19 protein-coding genes and 1 tRNA gene are annotated in these 21,870 nt (G+C 34.3%); 16 read left to right on the top strand and 4 right to left on the bottom strand.

Features of this window, described 5'->3' with window-relative positions; translation table 11 throughout:
• The first annotated feature begins 96 nt into the window (after positions 1-96).
• From lipA to BMW63_RS10090, 4 genes are all read left to right on the top strand, one after another.
• Positions 97-975, top strand: coding sequence for a lipoyl synthase (gene lipA, locus BMW63_RS10105; RefSeq protein ID WP_074723346.1), 879 nt, complete (start codon positions 97-99; stop codon positions 973-975).
• Between the two features lie 114 nt (positions 976-1,089).
• Positions 1,090-1,500, top strand: a complete 411-nt coding sequence (locus BMW63_RS10100) for a BrxA/BrxB family bacilliredoxin (protein WP_074723345.1) — start codon at positions 1,090-1,092, stop codon at positions 1,498-1,500.
• Between the two features lie 186 nt (positions 1,501-1,686).
• Positions 1,687-2,019, top strand: coding sequence for a tetratricopeptide repeat protein (locus tag BMW63_RS10095; RefSeq protein ID WP_073351316.1), 333 nt, complete (start codon positions 1,687-1,689; stop codon positions 2,017-2,019).
• Positions 2,020-2,092: 73 nt separating this feature from the next.
• Positions 2,093-3,049 (top strand): PSP1 domain-containing protein, encoded by a 957-nt coding sequence (locus BMW63_RS10090; protein WP_074723344.1) that lies wholly within the window; start codon positions 2,093-2,095, stop codon positions 3,047-3,049.
• A 426-nt stretch (positions 3,050-3,475) separates the two neighbouring features.
• On the opposite strand, the gene BMW63_RS10085 is transcribed toward BMW63_RS10090, so the two are convergent.
• Positions 3,476-5,263, bottom strand: a complete 1,788-nt coding sequence (locus BMW63_RS10085; RefSeq protein ID WP_074723343.1) for an ABC transporter ATP-binding protein — start codon at positions 5,261-5,263, stop codon at positions 3,476-3,478.
• A gap of 215 nt (positions 5,264-5,478) precedes the next feature.
• Here BMW63_RS10085 and BMW63_RS10080 point away from each other — a divergent pair.
• The 11 genes from BMW63_RS10080 to BMW63_RS10030 all read left to right on the top strand — a co-directional run bounded on the left by BMW63_RS10080 (position 5,479) and on the right by BMW63_RS10030 (position 16,538).
• Positions 5,479-5,553: transfer RNA gene (locus BMW63_RS10080), tRNA-Val, on the top strand.
• Between the two features lie 111 nt (positions 5,554-5,664).
• A complete protein-coding gene (gene pnuC / locus BMW63_RS10075; protein ID WP_074723342.1) occupies positions 5,665-6,243 on the top strand; it encodes a nicotinamide riboside transporter PnuC in 579 nt (192 codons plus the stop codon).
• Positions 6,227-7,228 (top strand): AAA family ATPase, encoded by a 1,002-nt coding sequence (locus BMW63_RS10070; protein ID WP_074723341.1) that lies wholly within the window; start codon positions 6,227-6,229, stop codon positions 7,226-7,228. Before pnuC ends, BMW63_RS10070 begins: the two co-directional genes overlap by 17 nt.
• Positions 7,229-7,248: 20 nt before the next feature.
• The gene (locus BMW63_RS10065; protein WP_217643728.1) at positions 7,249-8,841 is read left to right on the top strand and encodes an AAA family ATPase; all 1,593 of its coding nucleotides are present in this window, start codon (positions 7,249-7,251) and stop codon (positions 8,839-8,841) included.
• Positions 8,829-9,800, top strand: coding sequence for a hypothetical protein (locus BMW63_RS10060; RefSeq protein ID WP_074723340.1), 972 nt, complete (start codon positions 8,829-8,831; stop codon positions 9,798-9,800). Before BMW63_RS10065 ends, BMW63_RS10060 begins: the two co-directional genes overlap by 13 nt.
• Positions 9,793-11,547 (top strand): hypothetical protein, encoded by a 1,755-nt coding sequence (locus tag BMW63_RS10055; RefSeq protein ID WP_074723339.1) that lies wholly within the window; start codon positions 9,793-9,795, stop codon positions 11,545-11,547. Before BMW63_RS10060 ends, BMW63_RS10055 begins: the two co-directional genes overlap by 8 nt.
• Positions 11,540-12,121, top strand: a complete 582-nt coding sequence (locus BMW63_RS10050) for a hypothetical protein (RefSeq protein ID WP_074723338.1) — start codon at positions 11,540-11,542, stop codon at positions 12,119-12,121. The genes BMW63_RS10055 and BMW63_RS10050 overlap by 8 nt, the downstream gene beginning before the upstream one ends.
• Positions 12,108-13,463: an AMP-binding protein gene (locus BMW63_RS10045; RefSeq protein WP_074723337.1), complete on the top strand. Its 1,356-nt coding sequence runs from the start codon at positions 12,108-12,110 to the stop codon at positions 13,461-13,463. Before BMW63_RS10050 ends, BMW63_RS10045 begins: the two co-directional genes overlap by 14 nt.
• A gap of 556 nt (positions 13,464-14,019) precedes the next feature.
• The gene (locus BMW63_RS10040) at positions 14,020-14,916 is read left to right on the top strand and encodes a 3-hydroxyacyl-CoA dehydrogenase (protein WP_074723336.1); all 897 of its coding nucleotides are present in this window, start codon (positions 14,020-14,022) and stop codon (positions 14,914-14,916) included.
• 238 nt (positions 14,917-15,154) lie between these two features.
• Positions 15,155-15,334 (top strand): transposase, encoded by a 180-nt coding sequence (locus tag BMW63_RS10035; RefSeq protein WP_083380427.1) that lies wholly within the window; start codon positions 15,155-15,157, stop codon positions 15,332-15,334.
• Positions 15,335-15,620: 286 nt separating this feature from the next.
• Positions 15,621-16,538, top strand: a complete 918-nt coding sequence (locus tag BMW63_RS10030) for a bestrophin family protein (protein WP_074723335.1) — start codon at positions 15,621-15,623, stop codon at positions 16,536-16,538.
• On the opposite strand, the gene BMW63_RS10025 is transcribed toward BMW63_RS10030, so the two are convergent.
• Positions 16,535-18,793 carry an acyl-CoA dehydrogenase family protein gene (locus BMW63_RS10025; protein ID WP_074723334.1) on the bottom strand — a complete coding sequence of 753 codons (2,259 nt, stop codon included), beginning with the start codon at positions 18,791-18,793 and terminating at the stop codon, positions 16,535-16,537. The genes BMW63_RS10030 and BMW63_RS10025 overlap by 4 nt on opposite strands.
• 196 nt (positions 18,794-18,989) lie before the next feature.
• Here BMW63_RS10025 and BMW63_RS10020 point away from each other — a divergent pair, with 196 nt between their 5' ends.
• A complete protein-coding gene (locus tag BMW63_RS10020; RefSeq protein WP_074723333.1) occupies positions 18,990-19,991 on the top strand; it encodes an LLM class flavin-dependent oxidoreductase in 1,002 nt (333 codons plus the stop codon).
• A 6-nt stretch (positions 19,992-19,997) separates the two neighbouring features.
• On the opposite strand, the gene BMW63_RS10015 is transcribed toward BMW63_RS10020, so the two are convergent.
• Both BMW63_RS10015 and BMW63_RS10010 read right to left on the bottom strand, forming a co-directional pair.
• The gene (locus BMW63_RS10015) at positions 19,998-20,930 is read right to left on the bottom strand and encodes a transglutaminase-like domain-containing protein (RefSeq protein ID WP_074723332.1); all 933 of its coding nucleotides are present in this window, start codon (positions 20,928-20,930) and stop codon (positions 19,998-20,000) included.
• Between the two features lie 22 nt (positions 20,931-20,952).
• The gene (locus BMW63_RS10010; RefSeq protein ID WP_074723331.1) at positions 20,953-21,804 is read right to left on the bottom strand and encodes a substrate-binding domain-containing protein; all 852 of its coding nucleotides are present in this window, start codon (positions 21,802-21,804) and stop codon (positions 20,953-20,955) included.
• Positions 21,805-21,870 lie beyond the last annotated feature (66 nt).

The raw sequence follows: 21,870 nt of genomic DNA, 5'->3' as shown, positions 1-21,870 counted from the left end.
TTACCCTTTTTTTTAGTCTAGGATAGAACAAATGTTTAACCGGAACCAAAAATAAAAGGGTTGCTTTTATTTTAATAATTCCCAATTTTTTTAAAAATGTTACATAACGATATTAAAATAGTAGAAGAGCCAAGGTATAAAACCAAACCAGATTGGCTGAGAGTGAAACTGCCAATGGGCGAAGAATATAAAAAGGTTCGAGAAATCGTATCTACTCATAAATTACATACCATTTGCGAAAGCGGCAGTTGTCCTAATATGGGTGAATGTTGGGGAGCAGGTACCGCCACCTATATGATTCTAGGAAATATATGCACCCGTTCCTGCGGATTTTGTAATGTGGCTACCGGTCGTCCGTTGCCGGTTGATTTAAAAGAACCGGAGCGTGTAGCAGAATCCGTGCGACTAATGAATGTGAAACATTGCGTAATTACCTCGGTTAACCGTGATGATTTAAAAGATGGCGGCTCCATTATTTGGGTAGAAACGATTAATGCGATTCGCAGAGTGAGTCCTGAAACAAAATTTGAAACGCTTATCCCAGATTTTATGGGCAGTTGGGAAAACCTTCAACGTATTATAGATGCACATCCCGACATCGTTTCTCATAATACAGAAACGGTTCGCAGGTTAACAAAACAGGTTCGTGTGCAGGCAAAATATGATCGAAGCCTCGAGGTATTACAACGACTGAAAGAGGCCGGAATGAAAACTAAATCAGGAATTATGCTTGGATTAGGAGAAACCGAACAGGAGATTTATGAAACAATGGATGATTTACGTGCAGTAGGCTGCGATGTATTAACAATGGGGCAGTACTTGCAACCTTCACCAAAACATTTGCCGGTTGTAGAATTTATTCATCCTGAAGTATTTGCTAAATATAAGGTAATAGGTCTCGAAAAAGGGTTTCGTTATGTGGAAAGTGGCCCTATGATTCGTTCTTCCTATCATGCTGAAAAGCATATTTTTTAACCAATGTTTTTAAATTGATTATTCATTCGAATGATTCCTATTTTAAATTAAAAAAATCACAGAGTTTATTAGGGTTCTCTTTAAAACCTTGAATTTTATTTTAAATATCACACTATGTATCCAGAACAATTAGTAATACCAATGAAGGAAGAACTTACATCTGCTGGTTTTGAAGACCTGCGCAACGCTGAGCAAGTAGATGCTGCCATTAATTCAAAAGGTACCGTTTTAGTAGTTGTCAATTCAGTTTGTGGATGTGCTGCTGGTGCCGCACGACCGGGAGTAAAACTTTCGTTGGACGCAAGCAAGCGCCCTGACCGAATCACAACTGTATTTGCAGGTTTCGATACTGAAGCCACTGCAGAAGCACGCAAACATTTTTTCCCATTTCCTCCTTCATCACCTTGTGTAGGCCTATTCAAAGACGGAGAATTAGTCCATTTTGTAGAACGCCACCATATTGAAGGAAAGTCGGGAGCGATGATTGCCGAAAACCTAAAGGCCGCTTATGAGGAGTATTGTTAATCAACAAAGAAAAAAATTAGCTTCTAATTTTAACGCGATAATTACCGATTTATCGTTTGGCATTTTTAAAGATTAAATGTTATTTGGAATCTAATAAATAAGCAAATTGTATTCATCAACTGGGCTTGGAATTATTTTGCAAAAGATTTTTTATTGTGGTTACTACTTTCACCAAAAAAAAAAATAATGAATAATAGAATTGAACAATTACAGGAATTTTTAAAGGAAGATAGCAACGACTCTTTTCTGAAATACGCATTGGCATTAGAATATGTTTTGGTTAAAGAAAATGATACCGCTGTAAATTGCTTTTTGAAATTGATAAATGATGATGAAAATTATGTAGCGAGTTATTATCAATTGGGGAAATTATATGAGTCGCTGAATGAAGTAGACAAAGCAGCTGAAACTTATAAAAGAGGAATTGAGATTGCCAAAAAAATGGGGAATAAAAAAACGTTATTGGAATTACAAGAAGTTTACAATATGCTTCTAGGGATTGATGAAGACGAATTTTGATTATCTTTCTTTTATTAAACTGAAATTTCAAACTTTCAAACGCGCTCGAGAGGAAATTAATATATAAGTCAATATGAAAAATTATTCAACAGAAGGTCCTTCTGTTCTAAGTGGAATCAAAACTAGCGATTCATACTATTCTTATGGTCACAGCCAATCCGATGTATATGACTGGCTATCGGATATTGTTGTACCACTTGATGATAAAGTTTACACTATTATTGAGATAAAATTCAAAGGATCCCGAAAGGAATTTTATCTTAACCATCAAGACATAGATTTAAAAAATGGAGAATTAGTTGTAGTTGATGGCAATAAGGGTGGTTATGATGTTGGGCATGTTTCCTTAACTGGTGAACTGGTAAGCTTGCAGCTCAAGAAAAAAAATGTGAATAAGGAAGATATCTTTAAAAAAATTCAACGGAAAGCTACTCCCTATGATGCAACTAAATGGAAACGTGCCAAAGAGATGGAATTTGATACGATGCGTAAAGCACGCGTGATAGCCACAGAGCTCGGTTTATCAATGAAACTAACCGATGTAGATTATCAGGGTGATAAAGCTAAAGCCACATTTTATTACACTGCCGAAGGACGTGTGGATTATCGGGAGTTAATTAAATGCCTTTTCGAAGCCTTTCATGTGCGGATAGAGATGTGTCAAATTGGGTTACGTGAAGAAGCAAATCGAATTGGCGATATCGGTCCTTGTGGAAGCTATTTGTGTTGCCAAACCTGGTCAACTAATTTTAAAACCGATTCTCCTTGGGTAGGTCCTCACAAAAAAAAATCATTATATAAGCGACAAGGTGATAAATTTGAATGCTACATCAATGATGAAAGCGAAAATAATCAACTAATCAAATCGGATGCTTGGCAAAATGGCGCACAAACACAAAAAAAGCCTGAAGTTGCAAAGCCACTATCCTACGTAAATGTTGTAGGTCAGGATAGCATAACCCGTTTTGATACTAAAGGGAGTGAGCTTAAAAAAAACAATTTTAAGAACAAGAAACGCAAACCAGAATAATAAATTTAAAAAAATTACTGTGGCAGGACATAAAGTTAATTGAAGTTGGAAAAATGAGTCAGACAATTTATCTTTTAAAATTATGATCATACCCATCTACGACCAAAAACAACCTTTACGGGAAACAACATTCGAGATGAAATAATAATAAATGCAATACACCACTGTGCACACACCAAATGTTTTATTGCAAACTCGGTTTTAACAGGGATAATTATTGAACCAGTATTTTTATAAAATATAAATTATTAATACGATGTCACAAACCAATTATCAGTCAATTTTTTTTTAGTTTCACTTTCTAATTGCTACTTAAAATCAAAGGTATCGTATTTCTAATTGATTCTGATTTCCAGACTTATTAGCGTTTTTTGAATTTGGACTCTTGACAACTCACTCTCCTTTGTAGAGGGTTAGGGGAGAAGATTAAGAATTACTAAACTGTAAATTACTCAAATTTTTATATTTTCCGTTTTCTAAAGTCATTAATTCTTGATGCGTACCTTGTTCAGTTATTTCGCCATTGTCAAGTACTAATATTTGATCAGCAGTACGTATAGTAGAGAGACGGTGAGCGATAATTATACTTGTTCTTCCCTGCATTAAAATTTCTAAAGCTTCTTGCACTAATCTTTCACTTTCACTGTCCAGTGAAGACGTTGCTTCATCGAGGATCAATATACTTGGATTTTTAAGTAACGCTCTCGCAATTGCAATACGTTGTCTTTGACCTCCAGAAAGTTTAATTCCTCGTTCTCCCACAATGGTTTCAAATTTTTCAGGAAAACCTTCGATAAAATTGAAAGCATTGGCTTGCTTGGACGCCAAAAGAATTTCCTCTTCTGTAGCATCTGGTTTTCCGTAAGCAATATTTTCTTTTATTGTTCCTCCAAAAAGAATCACATCTTGGGGAACAATACTCATATTGCCTCGAAGATTTTCTAATTCGAAATCATAAATATTTTTTCCGTCAATTAGTATTTCACCAGAATCAATATCATAGAAACGCAATAATAAAGAGGCAATAGTTGATTTCCCCGTTCCACTAGGTCCAACGATGGCAATTTTTTGACCAAAATTTGCCGTAAAATTGACGTTCTTCAATACTTTTATTTCCTTTCTTGAAGGATAACTGAAGGCTACATTTTTAAAAGTAACATTTCCTTTTATTTTTTGAATCGAAGAGGTATTTTGTTTTGAGTTGATTTTTTCTGGAGTTTCCTCCAATAATTCAAAAACACGCTCGGTGGCACCAATCGCTTTTTGGATTTGCGCATACAATTCGGCAATTCCACCAAAAGAAGCTCCTACAAACGTAGAGTACAATACAAAGGAGATCAATTGTCCCACACTCATTTCTCCGCTGATGCTTAATCGAACACCAAACCAAACTACGGCTACGATAGCTCCAAAAAGACAGAATATAATAAAGGATGCAAAGTACCCTCTGTATTTTCCGCCTTTGATGGCTAACTTCACGACTTCTTTTATTTTTCCGTCATAACGGGCAATTTCGTACCACTCATTGGCAAAAGCCTTAACAATACTAATTCCTTGCATCGTTTCCTCAACGATAACTTGACTTTCAGCTACTTGGTCTTGAACGTTTTTTGAAAATTTTCGAATAAACCGACCAAAAACAACTGCAGCAACAGCCACTAAGGGAACAACTGACAACATTAATAGAGTTAGTTTGATACTTTCGGTGGCTAGTAACGCAACTCCACCCACAATTAAAATTAACTGTCTAAGGAATTCAGCAATGGTAGAAGTTAAAGTATCTTGAATTTGTGTAATATCGGAACTGATTCTACTATTTAATTCACCAACACGCTTTTGCGAAAAGAAAGACATCGGCAGTTTTACTAAGTTGCTGTATAAAGACAGTCTTAGGTTGGCCAAAGTATGTTCCGTAAAATTGATGAACAGGGATAATCTGAAAAACGAAAAAATGGATTGCATAAAAAGAATCCCAATCAGTAATAAAGCAATGTTATTGGCATCAGTATAGCTTTTATTCTTCACACTGTCAATCAACATACCCATTAATTTGGGGAAAGCCAATGCTGTGGCTCCTGTAAGTAATAAAAAAACTAATCCTACATAAAACTTCCAGCGGTGATTGTCTGCATATTTAAATATAAGAGTTGCTTTGTTGAGAGAACTTGCGGTAATTTTTGATTTTGGTAAATCATTTTCTTTGAACCTTGCCATTATTTGCTGTTTATAATACAAATGTAATACTATAGTGATTCATTACAAAGAAATAGTGATAAGGACTATTTGCATTAATGCGCTGTAAGTGAGTACGAAAGGGATTTTGGTAAAAATATTACTAATTTATTTTCATTTTTTGCTTGTAAATATAAAATCTAGGCTTATATTTGCACTCGCAATAAGGAACAAGAAATTATTCGAATTGTGAAATAGGGCGATTAGCTCAGTTGGTTCAGAGCACCTCGTTTACACCGAGGGGGTCGGGGGTTCGAACCCCTCATCGCCCACAAAACTTCTCAAGAAATTGAGAAGTTTTTTTTTGCTTTATATTTTCTTGTAACTTTTAGACTTGATCAATTATAAATTAATTTCATTCTCCTATCTTTATCGGATATAATATGAATACAACAATCGAAGTTTTAGGCGCAGTCTTTGGGTTTTTAGCTGTTTATTTTACAATCAGACAAAATATTTTGTGTTGGTACTTTGGCTTAGTTCAGGTAACATTATACTGTTTTGTTTTCTACACATCGAAATTGTATTCTGATATGATGTTGCATATTATTTATATATTTCTTCAATTTTTTGGTTGGTATAGTTGGAAGTATGGCGGGACTAATCAAAGTAAATTACGAGTTAAATCAATTACCAAAGCTACTTTATGGATCGTCGTAACGGTTTTAGGAACTCTAATTTTAGGATATATGATGCAATTGAATACGGATGCATCCTTTCCGTATGCTGATGCTTTTACAACGGTTGCGAGTCTAGTTGCTCAGTATTTGATGATAAAAAAAGTATTGGGGTCTTGGCTATTTTGGATCGTAGTTGATATAGTCGCCATTGGAATTTATGCCTACAAAGGTTTGTATTTTACAACTATATTATACGCAGTATTTTTAGTAATGGCGATTATCGGTTATTTTGAATGGAAAAAAGCATATCAAGAAGAGCTTACATATGAAGGACAATTATAAAGTTGGATTGACATTGGGTAAATTTGCGCCTTTTCATAAAGGGCATCAATTAATTATAGAAACTGCAATTAAGGAAACAGATGAATTAATAGTACTAATTTATGATGATCCTATAATTAATATTCCTTTAGCGACCCGAGCTGCTTGGATAAGGAATATATATCCCGAAATTGTAGTAATTGAAGGTGTGAACTCACCAAATGATAGTGGATATTCAACTGAAATTATGAAAATTCAAGAAGACTATGTCATGTCTGTTTTAAATAACCGCACTATTTCACATTTTTATTCGAGCGAGCCATACGGTGTACATATGAGTACTGCTTTGAATGCAATCAATCGACAGGTTGATTTAAGTAGAAATATTATTCCCATATCTGCTACAAAAATCAGAGGGAATTCATTTAAAAATAAAGAGTATATTCATCCTATAGTTTATAAAGATTTGATTACTAAAGTAGTATTGCTTGGTGCGCCGTCTACTGGAAAAACGACTTTAGCAGAAAAACTAGCAAAACATTTTGAAACCCAATGGATGCCTGAATATGGTAGAGAATATTGGGAAAACAATCAAATAAATAAAAGGTTGACCTTAGAAGATCTTTTAAAAATAGCTGAGATTCACATTGAAAAAGAAGATGCGTTGGTGTTACAATCCAATCAGTTTTTGTTCTCAGATACAAATGCAATTACGACCTATTTATTTTCAATGGATTACCATGGAAATGCCCTTGCAGGTTTAGAGAATTTAGCAAAAGTAGCTGAAAGTAGGCACGATATAATCTTTTTATGTGATACTGATATCCCTTATGAGGATACTTGGAATCGATCTGGTGATGTGAAAAGGAGTTTGTTTCAACAAAAAATAATCGAAGATTTGGACGCTAGAAATCTACGTTATTTTATGCTTAGTGGTACGGTTGACGAGAGAATTGAACAGGTCTCAAAAATTTTGTCTGCTGTAGAAAACAATAAATTTAACTAACTTACAACCAAAATAAAACCATGTCTGATTTATTAAACAAAACTATGGGTTTTTTTAAGAAAGTCCCAGAATCGCCTACCAATCCGCAAGATGTTACAAACAACAAAAAATTTCAAATAGAAGATCTTTATTCAAGTGATGATTCGCAAAATGAATCTATCGCTACCATTAGCCTAGATGAAAAATTACGTCAAGCCTATTTTTGGATTACCAATACGGCCATTATTAGTCCATATTATGATATAGAGTTTAACGATGGTGACCCTAAAAAGTTTTTATTTGGAGATAGTAAAGTCCCTGTTCATTTACCTACTGATCAAAGCTACTCCAGCTTCGTATTAATGCCTTTATTGAATTTAGCAGCAAGAGGTAAATGTCTCATTGTTGGTGGTCCTGGGCGTGGAAAAACAGCTACATCTGTGTTGATGGCTTTGTTGGCAGGATATGATAATAAGGATGTAATGCGTGCCATACAACACGGTCAACCGCAAATGACAATTTCTGATTTGCTAGGTCATCCGTTACCTTCGGATATGGTAAAGGCCGAAAAAACTTCAGATATTAGAATTGCTTGGCGAAAATGGTTGGGTATGCGTGTAAAAATTATTGATGAATATAATCGAATTCCTACTAGGACACAATCAGCTTTATTAACAGTTTTAGCAGATAATTATGCTGAGATTTTCGATCAGATTTATGAATGTCCTGACGGTGCATGGTATTTAACAGCTAATGATGATGCCGGAGGAGGGACTTATCAAGTTATCGAAGCCTTGAAAGATCGTATTGATATTGTAATTAGAGCCATGCATTTTAATACTCGTTTTATCGATGATTTATTGCAACGTATTGAGCTCCATTTTAAACCAGAGGAAATTATTCCAGAAGAAATTATTTTTACGGAAGAAGAGTTGGATACAATCAATAAACAGATTAGAGGAGTTCAAATTGAGCCTGCGTTACGAAAGCGTATTGAGTTTTTTTGTCGCCAATTTGAATTTTTTGAGCCCGCATCCAATCGTTTAGAATACATGACAAAGGACACCGCAAAATTGTCTGGAATGGATATGCGTTCTCTTTTTAGAAAAGAAACCGGAAAAGACCCGATTAAAGATTTAGGATCGCAAGCCAAAAATGGATTGTCAGTTCGAAAGATCATGACGCTATTGATGTTCTCTAAAGCATTGGCTTATTTTAGAGGGAATAACAAAGTAGAATTAGAAGATATAAGACAAATTTTGCCTTTCGTTTTGCACGATAGTTTGACACCACATTTAGAATCTCCTTTTTTTGATCAAATTGGTAATGAGGTTTATCGCGTAGATCGAATTGTATGGTTACGCAACTTGTTTGATTTGTCTTGTGATGAGTATGTTAGCCAAGATCTAGATAGAAATGATCCTGTTGATCAATTTGAAGCTGAATTTAAAAAAGGATTAGAAAATATTTCCTCTAAAGAAATTGATGGTAGGCTTTTAAATATTGAAAAGCAATTACAAAAATGGTCTGAAGAAAAAAAATTATACGGTTATAGAGCAGATGATATTTTAAAATTAAAGTACCTACATCAGCGTTATACCAATTATAAGAGATGGCTACAATGGAAAAAATAAGCCTCCCTCAACTTATTGTAGAGTTAAAAGACAATAGTGCATTGTACAACCAATGGTACAATGAGAACGAAATGAAGTATGGCAATTTACCCTCTCAAAACATCACCAGTTGGATGGTAGAAGTTGTGGAGCCAATTGTAGCGGCATTTGTAGCAGTAAACTCGGCTCCAGAAAAAATTCATGAAGTAGTGAAAGCGCTTTATATTGAATCGTTGAAGTTAATTGGAAGCGGGCAGGCTATTCGCTACAAGGATGAATACAAAAGCGCATGGTTGTTAATGGTTCATATGCCTAATTTGGTTCAGAGATTTCCAATAAAAATAATTTCATTACTAAATGAAGTACTCTTAAACATTCATACCTACGCATCCGAAAAATCGATTGATTGGTGTGACCTCATGCAGAAGACCTGCTCTGAAATCAAAACAATAGAAGATTTTAAAATTGTAGGACGTATATGTGCTTGGAAGTGTGGTTTGGCACATTTAAGAAGTCGATTAGAAAGTGATTTTGATGAGCTTTCAGAGGATCTACAGCAAATTATTACTGTAGCTATAGGTTTTGATAAAAATTCAAACCAAATATTTGAAACTATTTGGCCCAATAAGAGCGTCAATTTTCAAGGTGTGCAAGGTGGATTTATAGGGATGGATGGTTTTTTTGAAAACCCTCCAATGCTTGCCAAAATAGAGGAGCATGTTTTTGTTACCGATTCTAAAAGTAGCTACGCTCTTTTTGCAGACCAATATGGTAAGGTTTTAATTCCTGCCCATACAGTAGATTCGACCTATATTTTATCTAATTCTGAGCGATTAAAAAATTTAGAAAAGTGGCTTATAAAAAATAATATAGAAATAGATTCAGAGATTATTACATCGTCAGTAAAGACAAAAGACACTTTGTTTTATACCCTGCAAAATTCTTATTTTATATATCTATTTAGTATTGCAAATGTATAATCAATCCGAAATAGAAAAAACAGCAGCGGTATGGAAATCGCATTGGCAACAAGCTAAGCTAGAATGGAACCCTTTGTTGCGTTTGCAAGAGCCTATTTGGTGTTTGTCTAATCAAGAAGCCCAAAAGGAAGGGCTTACAGGTAGTTTTGCCATGATTCGATTAACAGATCATCGTATTGTTATTAATCTGGAAGAAATTGTAGCCCTTGGTATTTCTACTTATTTTATTGAAGTACTAGCTCATGAAATAGGGCATCATATTTTGGCACCGGCTAATTTATATGACAATGCTATTTTACTGAATCGTATTCGTTATGCTTTGCCTGGAATTGAGGATAGAGCACCAATGGTATCTAATTTGTACACTGATTTTTTGATCAATGATAAATTGCAACGCATCAATAAATTAAGAATATCAGAAGTTTATAAAGCGATAAATTCAGAGGATAATTTTTCGGAATTATGGACACTAATGATGCGAACCTATGAATATTTATGGAGATTGAATCGTGGTGAACTAGCTGTAAATTGGTCGTTTCATAGTAAAAAAATAGATGCTGATGCTTCATTATTAGCTTCATTAATTAGAAGTTATTCAAAAAACTGGATTCAAGGTGGCGGTCGTTTTGCGGTGTTGTTATATCCTTATTTAATGGATGACAAAACGTTTAATGACGCTCGTAAAAAGATTTTGATACTATTAGATGCTGAGGATGCGGGTTCTGGAGCTATTGAAATTTCGGGGATGACTAAACTCGATTTAGAAGGTTACGATGGCGTAATCGATATGCGGAAGGAAGCTATTGGTTTAAAAAATGATAAAGGGAATAAAGATAATTTAGGAATAGAAAAAAGCAAAGTTGGTGGATCTGGACCTAGAAATAGCTATATGGGACCTGGGAATTATATTGATTTGATGAAACAGGTTAATCCAAATGCTGATGAACAACGTTTGATTAATGCTTATTATAAAGAAATTGCTTTGTCTCATTTGATTGATTTTCCTGTAGAAATTTCAGAAAATGTATCTTTAGATCTACCCGAAGGATTAGAAACTTGGGATATTGGCGATCCAATTGAAGAGCTAGATTGGTTACAATCGTCCATAGCTTCACCAGTATTTCTCCCAGGAATAACTACTCAAAAACGAACCTACGGATCCGATTCTGATCATAATATTTCAGAGCATCCGTTAAATGTTTATATTGGTATCGATTGTTCTGGTTCGATGATGAATCCAAAGCTAAATTTCTCATGGCCAGTGCTTGCAGCTACAATTATAGGATTATCTGCTTTGCGTGCAGGAGCATCCGTTATGGGTTGTCTTTCAGGTGAACCTGGGACTTATTTAGAAACAGAGGGTTTTATTACTGATGAAACAGATTTACTCACCACGATAACGTCTTATTTAGGCACGGGTTATGCCTATGGAATGGAACGATTACGAAAACCATTTGAAACGGAACCGAATAAAAAATCACATATTGTAATTGTTACCGACAATGATATTTTTAGTATGTTAGATTCTGATACAGAAACAAATCAAACTCATTGGGAACTAGCTGAAATCGCTTTAAAAAATGCAGGTGGTCACGGAACAATGGTGTTACATTCGCAACCTGATTATCAAAAAGATATGGTAATCCGATTAAAAAAAATGGGTTGGAATGTTTATTACGTTACAAACGAAACAGAACTTTTGAAATTTGCATCAGATTTTTCACAACAAAATTATGCTTATGCCTAAATACGATCTTTTTGAACTGGTTACACATTTAAAAAAGTGTCCCGAAATTTTCTTAAAACCTTCCAATTTATTATCAAGGGATGGATTAGATTCTATTGCTCTGATTTCGGATACTTACAGAATGGTGAGTGCTATTTTTTTGAAAAAGGAGTTAAATGTACCTGCGAAGATTAATTTTAATAGTATTGATGATAACTATTGGAAGGCGATTCATATTTCTTGTTGGTTATTGTATCATCATAGTTTTAGAAATAAACCTGCTTTAGAAAATAAATTACGCCTTTTTTGGTTTGAAGGATTATACCATGTTACTCAATATGTAAAATATAAGGAATGGATTACTGATGAGGAACGTGCGGAAGAAATGGTTCGCTTGTTATTGCTTTGTTTTGAAATACTACCAAACGGAGAAAGTATTGCTGAGGCTGCAGATAAATTATCTTCTATAAGTAGCGTTGATCGTCAAAAAGTTTTAAGACAATCGTATGAAGCGCATGAAAGAATAATGAATATTAAAAGAGAAATGGCCGAGAAGAAAGCCCGTGAAGCAGCAAACACATATGGACGAGAGTAGTAATCCACAAATAGCATTAAATGATGAGGAACGATTTCCGTTGCTTGATGATTTAAGTTTTTTAAATAAACTTAGACAAGATGAGTTTGCTCCAAAATTTAATTTTAAAAGCGGCGACCGATTAAATGCGGCAAACCTCTTAAAAGTTAAAGCCCACAAAAAGAGCTATTACGATCAAAAAATATTTTGGACAGAAGGGAGCTCTCCGATATGGTTGTCAGACTATTTGCAATGGTGTGTTAAAACAGTTCCTTTTTATCAGAATAAAAATAATACCTTAGAATCTTTTTCAACTATTGCTAGAGAAGATATTAGAAAGCATCCTCATTTATTTGTTTCTAATGAAGCCAATTTAGCTGAATTATTGGTTTATTACACATCTGGTTCGACCGGACCGAAGTTAGATGTTCTTTTTGATACCGCTACCCAAGCGAAATGGCTTCCGCAAATAGAGTCTGTACTAGAAGATTTTCGTATTTCTATAAAAAAAGGTAAAAAAACGACTGCAATTGCGCTAATTTGTGCCCAAGAAAAAACATTAACCTATGCCTCTTTATCGACCTATTTGGAGGGAGCAGGTATTTTAAAAATAAATCTAAATCCTGCAGATTGGAATCAACCAGAAGATGCAAAGAAGTATCTTGAGAAATACAATCCACAAATCCTTACTGGTGATCCAATAGCATTTACAGCATTAATGGATTTAGAACCTAAATTATCTCCAAGTGCGATGATTTCTTCAGCAATGAAATTAACTAAAGTCACAAAAAATAAATTAGAGAGCTATTTCAGATGTCCCGTAATAGATCTTTATTCGATGACAGAATGCAGAAACATAGCTTATGCGACCGAAAAAGGACATAAAGTCATTCGACCCGACCTATACTTAGAAGTTTTTGATGAACATAAAGATATTCCACTACCTTATGGAGAAAGGGGGGAGCTGGTAGTTACTGGTGGGAGCAATCCTTTTTTGCCATTAATACGCTACAGGACAGGTGATTTTTGTAGTTTAATAATAGAAAATGGTGCTCCCTATCTAATAGATTTAGAAGCTCGAAATCCAGTAGTTTTTTTTACCAAATCAGCTTTAAAAATCAATAATATTGATATTTCCAATAGTATGTCTCAGTTTCCTTTGGCAGGTTTTAAAATGCACCAAAGAAAAGATAAGTTAATTCAGTTTGTAGGATATTCTAATGAGATAATCGCTGAAGAAATTATTGCTGTATTGAATGGAATTTTTAAAAATGATATTACTCTCGACGTAAACATTCAAAAAATTTCTCAAAATAATACTGTAGAAAAAACCCAGTATTCATCGGAGCTGATATCCAATTAAGAGCCATTAAAATTAAAGAAAGGACTGGATTAAAAAATTGATATGTTTTATAAAAATGATTAATTAAAAGCATTAGCAGTCAGTCTGTTTCTCTAGAGTTTATTTTTTTAAAGGTCAACGCAGTTGTAGTCAAGTAATACTTATCAAATTCTGCATGAAATGATTAGTAAACAGTTACTCATCGCAAAAAAAATCTCAAGAAATTGAGGGGTTTTTTTTGCTTTATATTTTCTTGTAACTTTTTATATTTGATCCGTTTTTATAACTGATTACAGTAGTGTAATACTAATTTTATTCTAAAAAATGATATTGCAATTCAGTAATTCTGAACTCTTTAAAAAATACCCTGATGCATTTTATTGTATTGGAGATTATTTTCAATTGATTAAGCTTAATTTTTTAGTAAATTTAGGGTACTCAATAGGATACTATTTTATTCATCTTGCAAAAAACAGCTGGTAAATAGCAAGCATGTTATTCCGTAAAAACTAACTTTTAAAATAAGTATCGTACTATATTTGATTAAAATATTATTAAAAAATTAAAAACTATAAATATGAATTATAAAAATATTACCGTTGCCGGAAGTGGTGTTTTAGGATACCAAATTGCGTTTCAAACAGCGTTTCATGGTTTTCATGTCATCGTTTACGATATTAATGATGATGTGTTAGAAAAAGCAAAAACAAAATTCAATAGTTTGAGTGAATCATATAAAAAAGATTTAAATGCAACACAAGAACAATTAGATAAAACCTTTCAAAACCTTAGTTACAATTCTGATTTAGCTGCAGCAGTTGCAAATGCAGACTTGCTAATTGAAGCGGTACCGGAAAGTCCAGCAATAAAAATTGATTTTTACCATAAATTGGCTAAAGTCGCCCCCGAAAAAACTGTTTTTGCTACAAACTCATCAACGCTTTTACCGAGTGAATTTGCAGATGCTACAGGAAGACCTTCAAAATTTTTAGCCTTACATTTTGCTAATACGATTTGGATTCATAACACGGCAGAAATCATGGGACACGCTACTACAGATCCAAAAGTTTTTGAAGATCTAGTTAATTTTGCCAAAGCTATTGGTATGCTGGCTTTACCGCTACATAAAGAGCAACCAGGTTACATACTTAATTCTTTATTAGTGCCTTTGTTAAGTGCGGCAACTAACTTGCTTGTGAATGAAGTTGCTGATCCACACACTATAGATAAAACTTGGATGAAAGCAACTGGAGCACCTCTAGGACCTTTTGCGATTCTAGATGTAGTAGGTATTACAACAGCTTATAATATTAATAAAATCGCAGTAGAGAAAAACCAAGATGAGTTAAAAATAAAAACAGTAAAATACTTAAAAGAGAATTTTATTGATAAAAATAAATTAGGTGTTTCAACTGGTGAAGGGTTTTATAAATACCCAAATCCAGCATATAAAGATCCTGATTTTTTAAAATAGCTTTTAGCTAACTTTATAGACTCTGATAAGGCTGTCCGAAAAGTAAATTTTGGGCAGTTTTTTTTGTTTACTATTTTGATTATTAGTTTATTTAAGTTAAAAAATTAAGGTTTATGTAGCCAGTTTTTAAACATCATTCTGTTCATCAACAAGAATTTTTTTGTAAAATTTAAATGATTTAATCTCAAAGGATCATGCTGCAAGATTAATTGATTCAGTTGTTGAGAAACTCGAGATTTTGAACATCTTTTCGAAATATAAAGGTGGTGGAACGTCAAGTTATCACCCTAAAATGGTACTTAAAATTCTATTTTATGGCTATTTAAACAATACTTATTCTTGTAGAAAAATCGCTAAAGGAGTAAAGGAAAATATTTATTTTATGTGGCTTTCAGGTGGGTTGCAAGCAGATTTATAACTATAAATTACTTTAGAGGGCAAAAATTAAAAGGTAGCATTGAAAATTTATTTCGACAATTAGTAGATATAATGGTTGATTTTGAATTAGTTAGTCTTTAAAAACAGTTTATATACTAAGTTTTTATAGATAACCTATATAAAGTGGTTCTGATTGCGCGTACAACTTCTCAAGAAATTGAGAAGTTTTTTTGATCTTAATTTTATTAAATATAAAAGGTGTTAATTTAAAATTAATCAAAGCTAAACTTAGCAAGGGAGTACGCATAAATCATTAAATTTACTGAATGATTACAAAGAAAAAAACAAACTGGTTCGGAATGTTGTTTGAATGGAACGGTTCAGTCCTTCCTCAATTATTACCCCGCTTATTTATACTTTTCCTATATACGATCGCTATTGTCTACTTTAGAGATTCTTTACTCGAATACCATCTTTATATCAACCCAGCAATTTTTACTCTCTTTGGAATTGCCTTAGCTATTTTTTTGGGTTTCAGAAATACTGTTAGTTACGATCGATTTTGGGAAGGTAGAAAGCTTTGGGGTGCACTATTAAATGATACGCGTTCACTTGCTCGTCAATCACATACGCTGGTAGACGGGGAGGATTATGAAAAACAGCGAACTCATTTCATACTAATGCTGATGGCTTTGGTTCATGCTTTAAAACATCAATTAAGAGAAACAAATCCTGATGCTGATATGAAACGCCTATTAGCAAATTATTATGATCAAAAACTACAAACAGCTGTTTTTAAACCCATTGTTATTTTAAAAAACTTGGGACTTTGGGTAAATAAAGCCAAAAATGATGGGAAATTAGACAGTATAACACAGGTCGCTTTTGATGAAAATCTCAATAAATTATCAGATATTATAGGAGGTTGCGAAAGGATTGCCAGCACTCCTATACCTTATACTTACAGTGTTTTATTACATCGTACAGTCTATATTTATTGCTTTTTACTTCCTTTTGGTTTTGGGGAAAGTATGTTGTGGACTTTGCCTTTTGTGATCGTTTTTATTGCCTATACCTTTGTGGCTCTTGAAGCGATTGCAGATGAGTTAGAAGATCCATTTGGTATCGAACCTAATGACTTAGCCTTAGACGCTATGTCTGCTATGATTGAAAATACACTATCTGAGATTGATAATAAACATATTGAACCTAGTAAAAGCGCTAAGGGTTACTATATCACTTAGAATGCAATAGGCGCAGCAAGGCAACTGTCAGGAATATCAAATGCATTTACCAAGGAAACAGCATCTGGTCTAATTTCCCAGCACAACTGATTGACCATCTTGCGTATGGCTTTTGTTTTTACAGCTTCCATATAACCATCCTCAAGATACCATCCTTTATTTTTTTCAATCTGCGAAAGTGCATACAATTGATATAATTTCAACATGACTTCTTTGCAATTTTTGTCTTCAATTACTTGTATGGCCTCTTGAAACTGCTCCAATACAACTCGTTCAAGATAGGCCTGAGCGACATCAATCATTTGATGCTGCACAATATTAAAAGCATCATAAGGATCAAGTCCGCTATCAATTAGTTTTTTTATTCGCTTTGCTGCAGATGCCAAAGTCGTTTTTTCCCTGTATTGAAAAGCTTGTAAATGAAACTCCTCATCAATTAAATGGGAATCATCCGTTTTTCTGGTTACTATTGGATTCTTTTCAGAAATAGCCGTTTTAGCATTCTCATAAACATAATTAATCATTCCCATTGCATCCATTTTGCCAAATGATTTTCTAAATTCTGATAAACGATTTTTGGCAACTAGTTGCATTAATACGGTATTGTCGCCTTCAAAAGTGGTATAGATTTCAGTATCATTTTTTAAAGCATCAATACGATTTTCGGATAAATAAGCTTTGCCGCCGCAAGCCTCGCGACATTCCTGTAAAATAGCAGTGGTGCTCCAAGTAGAGTAGGCCTTCATACCCGCGGCAAGGGCTTCAATCTCCTGCATTTCAGATTCGCTTTTAGTAACGAAACGATTCGTAACGTATTGCAATGCAAAATGGATTGCATATGTTTTTGCCAGCAATGGAAGAAGTCGTCGTTGATGGATACGGTAATTTAATATTGGAACTTCTGAGCCTCCTTCGGGCCCAAATTGTCTGCGCTTATTGCTATATCTAATTGCAATTGTTAAACCAGATTTGGCTGCAGCCAATGCAGATCTCGGAATTCCAATTCGGCCACCAACCAAAGTTCCTAGCATGGTAAAAAATCGTCTATTATCACTTGGAATTGGGCTTTCAAATTCTCCCTTTTCATTTATCGAGGCAAAGCGATCTAGCATATTCTCTTTTGGAATCACTACATTATCAAAACGAATAGTTCCATTATCGACTCCATTAAGTCCCATTTTAAGTCCACAATCACCTATAGTAATTCCTTTTAAAATTGTACTGTTGGTATCTCGAAGCGGAACGATAAAGGCATTCACCCCATAATCAGTTTCACCAATAATTAATTTTGCAAAAACAGTAGCCATTTGTCCGTGTACAGCAGCGTTTCCAATGTATTCTTTTTGTGCCTTTTCATGCGGTGTATGAATGGTAAATGTTTGGTTTTTATGATTATAGGTCGCCGTTGTTTCCATTCCTTTGACATTTGAACCGTGATTCGTTTCTGTCATTGCAAAACAGCCAGGGAGTTGTAGTGAGCCAATATCTTTTAAGTACTTACTGTAATGTTTTTCTGTGCCAAGTGATTGAATGCTCATTCCCCAGAGTCCAAATTGTACGCCAAACTTTATTACTAAGCTTAAATCATGGTAACTTAATGTTTCCATGATTGCAAAATAATCTTGAATGTTTCCGCCACCGCCATATTGTTTTGGATAACCCATATTACCTAGATTTTCATCTGCGAGTATTTTACACCACTCATAGACTTTTTCACGATAAACAGCAGTGTCTGTAGGAGTTTCATATGCAAACTCAGGTCTGCTGATAACAGATTTTACTTTTTTAATAATTTCGGCTTGTTTTCCATCCAGAATTTGAGTTAGTTTTTCTATTTCAAATCTATTGCTGGTCTGATAATTTGAAGTAAAGGTATTTGCAATTGTTTCGAAATCCGCCATTGCTTCTTCGCCTGATATCCCTAAATCATTTTCGAGTTTTACAAAAGCAGGTTTAAGATCGCTGATGGTTCTATCATTTTCAGAAAGTAAAATTGAAATATCAAAAAGGGATCTTGTTAAAGGGTTTTTCTGAAGAATAATTTCAATTTCAGATTTCCAATTAGCCACGACTTCTCTAGATGGTGGAGATGACACAGCAATTTTTGAAAGGAGAGATTCCTGTTCCTCTTTCGAAAGCCAGCTCTGGGAAACGATAAACTTTTGTAAAGTCAAGAATTCTTTTTGACTCAAGAGATCATCAGACCATACGAGATAAAAAAGAGGTATAAAGGCTTTGAGTTTTAAATTTTCCATAATGAATTTGAATTACGTTTTTAAACTTCTTCAATATAGCGAAATTTAACTATCGAACATGAAAACTAGAAAGAAAATAGATGACCTTCAAAAGTTAAGTTTAAGATACCCTTTTTTAACTTCCTATTAGTATTTGTTTGTGCCAAAACAAATAATACAATCCTTACTTTTGTAGTTACGATAAGAAAATAAATCCATGAATATAAATAATCACTCCCATACAAAAATATCAGTTCTAGACCTTGCAATAGTTAGGGAAGGTGGTAGTGCTTCCGATACTTTTAAGAACAGTCTTGATCTTGCCCAGCATGTCGAAAAGTGGGGGTATAATCGATATTGGTTAGCAGAACATCATAATATGCCAGGGATTGCCAGTAGCGCAACTTCTATTTTAATTGGATATGTTGCTTCAGGAACAACTACTTTAAGAGTGGGTTCAGGGGGCATTATGCTACCTAATCACGCACCGTTAATCGTAGCAGAACAATTTGGAACCCTTGCCACACTTTTTCCTGACCGAATTGATTTAGGATTAGGTCGTGCTCCAGGAACAGATCAATTTACGGCAGCAGCCTTGAAAAGAGATGAACATGCGGCTCAGGAATTCCCAGCTAATGTGGAAGAATTGCAACTGTATTTTTCTGAGGGAAATAAAAAAGGGCGAGTTCGCGCTATTCCCGGAGAAGGGGTAAACGTCCCAATCTGGATTTTAGGTTCGAGTACTGACAGTGCTTATTTAGCCGCCGCAAAAGGATTGCCTTATGCTTTTGCTAGTCATTTTGCCCCTGCTCAACTACTTACCGCCATAGCAATATACCGTAATAATTTTCAACCTTCAGAGCAATTACAAGAACCTTATGTTATTGCTTGCATTAATGTAATTGCAGCCGATTCTGATGATGAAGCGGAGCGATTAGCGACTTCTTTTAAGAGATTGTTCCTCGGAATTATAACAGGAAACAGACAGCAGCTTAAAGAAGCGGTTGATCCTGGGGAAGGTTTTATGGATCCAATGGAAGAAGCGGCATTGCAACAAATGATTGCCTATACCTTCATAGGGGGATCCGAAAAAGTAAAAAGAGAATTAGACTATTTTCTTGAAAAAACCAAAGTCGATGAATTGATGGTAGCCTCTGCTATTTATGAGCATGAAGCCAGACTTCATTCCTACGAAATTTTAGGACAATTAGAAATCTAATTACACTTAGTAGAGCGTCAGGGCACCCAGTATTTCTTCTGATAGGAAAGGCCCTCCAGGGTATTTAGCGGTATAATCAAGGTTAAGCCAAACTTGACCACGTTCATCTATATGGTAGTGCAGTTGCTTTTTATAGCTTTCCTTTTCAAAAAGCACATTTTTAATCAAATAATTGACAGTTTCCAGATCATTCAAGGTACCTATGAGAATTTCCGGGTAAATATGCCCTTTAGTGTGAATTAGTCGAGGAGTTCCTCCAATGGCTCGTACAGCAGCAGCCATCAAAATAGAATGGTCGTCACAATCTCCAGAGAAATAGTTCAAGGACTCACTAGCAGTTGCAATATAGTCTCCGTCTTTTGGGTCACTTACATAATTCCAACGACTATTTATTTCTTTAAACACTGCAAAGCATTGAATTATGGTTCTATAATCAGAGTAGCCTTTTATATTTTTGAAGTGTTCTGAAGTAGCCATTACAGCAAAATTCCTTACTCTGGGATTTTCATACTCAATGGCATTAATAATTTTTGATTTATTGGGAAATGGCAACAGTTTCGCAATGATAATATCTTGCGGGTTTGGATTATCAGACATGGTGTATAACATCGAATCATAATCTTCATAAACACTGTTGAAACCATAATTTCCAGATGCTGTACCGTAAAACAAAACTAAAATATATAAGAAAATACATATTATAATAATGGTTCTTAAAAGTCGTAAAACCAACTGTATTGCAACGATTATTAGCAAGAACAAGAGGATACGGTCAATATTAAAAAACCAGTTTAACTCAATTAAATTCTCATGGGCAATAATGAAAAGAGGAATCGCAATTAAAATATTCATAACAAAAATGATAACGTCATCCCAAGGTTTTTTAACCCGAAGTTTTTGTATATAATATTTAAAAGGAATGTTTTTAATGTTTACCATAATGAACCCAAAAATCAAAAAACTAGATTAGTTCTACAATTTCATCAAAAGTACCTATTTTATCAATGATTTTCAGTTGAAATAGTTGATTTTGAACATTGTTTAACATTTCGGTTGTTAATGGTTTTTCTGACCATTCTGTTAATGATAGCCATTCCTGAATATCTTCTATTTTTTGATTGTAATTAACGGCTAGCATTCTGTCTATATTTGGAATGTCTTTGAAACTTTTGGTGGATTTATTGATAGTACTCAAGATGCTTTTAATCACATCAGGGTTATTTTCTACTATTTCATTACGAACAGCAATTACGAAGCAAGGCCAAGGCGTTGGGCAGTCCCCAATTCTTCTAAATACTCCTTTGTCTACTAAGGGTTTAGTCATAAAACGTTCCCACATAAAATAATCTGCACTGCCATTGCTTAAGGCTTCAACGGCTCCATCGATGGTATTTACAATTTCAAACTGAAGGTTATCTACTTTCCAGCCTTGCTTATTTGCATTTACGTAAGCCATTAATTGAGAACCAGAACCCAAACGGGAAATAGCTACTTTTGTATTTTCTAAATCAGAAAGGCTTTTGTATTTTGACTTAGCTGCTACGTGAATTCCCCAAATTAAAGGGGATTGCACATAAATTTGTACAATCTTACTATGATTGCCGGCAACGATATCTTTTACAATACCTTCCGTTAGAATTACCGCAATATCAGTCTCCCCATCGCGCAGCATCTGACACATTTTTCCTGTTCCCTCAGGAACATCGGTCCACTGTAAATCAATATTATTAGCTTCAAAATCGCCTTTTTCTATGGATAAGTGCCAAGGTAAATTAAAATGTTCCGGTACTCCCGCAATTTTTATTGTTTTCATTTTACAAATTTATTGCTAAGGTAGTAAGAGATAAGAGGATTTCAAATAAAAGAAATACTTATAAAT

The organism is Flavobacterium frigoris (genome assembly GCF_900111075.1).
GTDB lineage: Bacteria > Bacteroidota > Bacteroidia > Flavobacteriales > Flavobacteriaceae > Flavobacterium > Flavobacterium frigoris.
This window is presented reverse-complemented; position numbering and strand designations above follow the sequence as displayed.

Excerpts from the sequence above, each read along its gene's own strand:
- BMW63_RS10065 (WP_217643728.1), top strand. The coding sequence starts at position 7,249 with ATGTCTGATTTATTAAACAAAACTATGGGTTTTTTTAAGAAAGTCCCA.
- BMW63_RS10060 (WP_074723340.1), top strand. The coding sequence starts at position 8,829 with ATGGAAAAAATAAGCCTCCCTCAACTTATTGTAGAGTTAAAAGACAAT.
- BMW63_RS10030 (WP_074723335.1), top strand. The coding sequence starts at position 15,621 with ATGATTACAAAGAAAAAAACAAACTGGTTCGGAATGTTGTTTGAATGG.
- BMW63_RS10040 (WP_074723336.1), top strand. The coding sequence starts at position 14,020 with ATGAATTATAAAAATATTACCGTTGCCGGAAGTGGTGTTTTAGGATAC.
- BMW63_RS10085 (WP_074723343.1), bottom strand. The coding sequence starts at position 5,263 with ATGGCAAGGTTCAAAGAAAATGATTTACCAAAATCAAAAATTACCGCA.
- BMW63_RS10100 (WP_074723345.1), top strand. The coding sequence starts at position 1,090 with ATGTATCCAGAACAATTAGTAATACCAATGAAGGAAGAACTTACATCT.
- BMW63_RS10010 (WP_074723331.1), bottom strand. The coding sequence starts at position 21,804 with ATGAAAACAATAAAAATTGCGGGAGTACCGGAACATTTTAATTTACCT.
- BMW63_RS10020 (WP_074723333.1), top strand. The coding sequence starts at position 18,990 with ATGAATATAAATAATCACTCCCATACAAAAATATCAGTTCTAGACCTT.
- BMW63_RS10045 (WP_074723337.1), top strand. The coding sequence starts at position 12,108 with ATGGACGAGAGTAGTAATCCACAAATAGCATTAAATGATGAGGAACGA.
- BMW63_RS10050 (WP_074723338.1), top strand. The coding sequence starts at position 11,540 with ATGCCTAAATACGATCTTTTTGAACTGGTTACACATTTAAAAAAGTGT.
- BMW63_RS10015 (WP_074723332.1), bottom strand. The coding sequence starts at position 20,930 with ATGGTAAACATTAAAAACATTCCTTTTAAATATTATATACAAAAACTT.
- BMW63_RS10070 (WP_074723341.1), top strand. The coding sequence starts at position 6,227 with ATGAAGGACAATTATAAAGTTGGATTGACATTGGGTAAATTTGCGCCT.
- BMW63_RS10025 (WP_074723334.1), bottom strand. The coding sequence starts at position 18,793 with ATGGAAAATTTAAAACTCAAAGCCTTTATACCTCTTTTTTATCTCGTA.
- BMW63_RS10055 (WP_074723339.1), top strand. The coding sequence starts at position 9,793 with ATGTATAATCAATCCGAAATAGAAAAAACAGCAGCGGTATGGAAATCG.
- lipA (WP_074723346.1), top strand. The coding sequence starts at position 97 with ATGTTACATAACGATATTAAAATAGTAGAAGAGCCAAGGTATAAAACC.
- BMW63_RS10095 (WP_073351316.1), top strand. The coding sequence starts at position 1,687 with ATGAATAATAGAATTGAACAATTACAGGAATTTTTAAAGGAAGATAGC.
- pnuC (WP_074723342.1), top strand. The coding sequence starts at position 5,665 with ATGAATACAACAATCGAAGTTTTAGGCGCAGTCTTTGGGTTTTTAGCT.
- BMW63_RS10090 (WP_074723344.1), top strand. The coding sequence starts at position 2,093 with ATGAAAAATTATTCAACAGAAGGTCCTTCTGTTCTAAGTGGAATCAAA.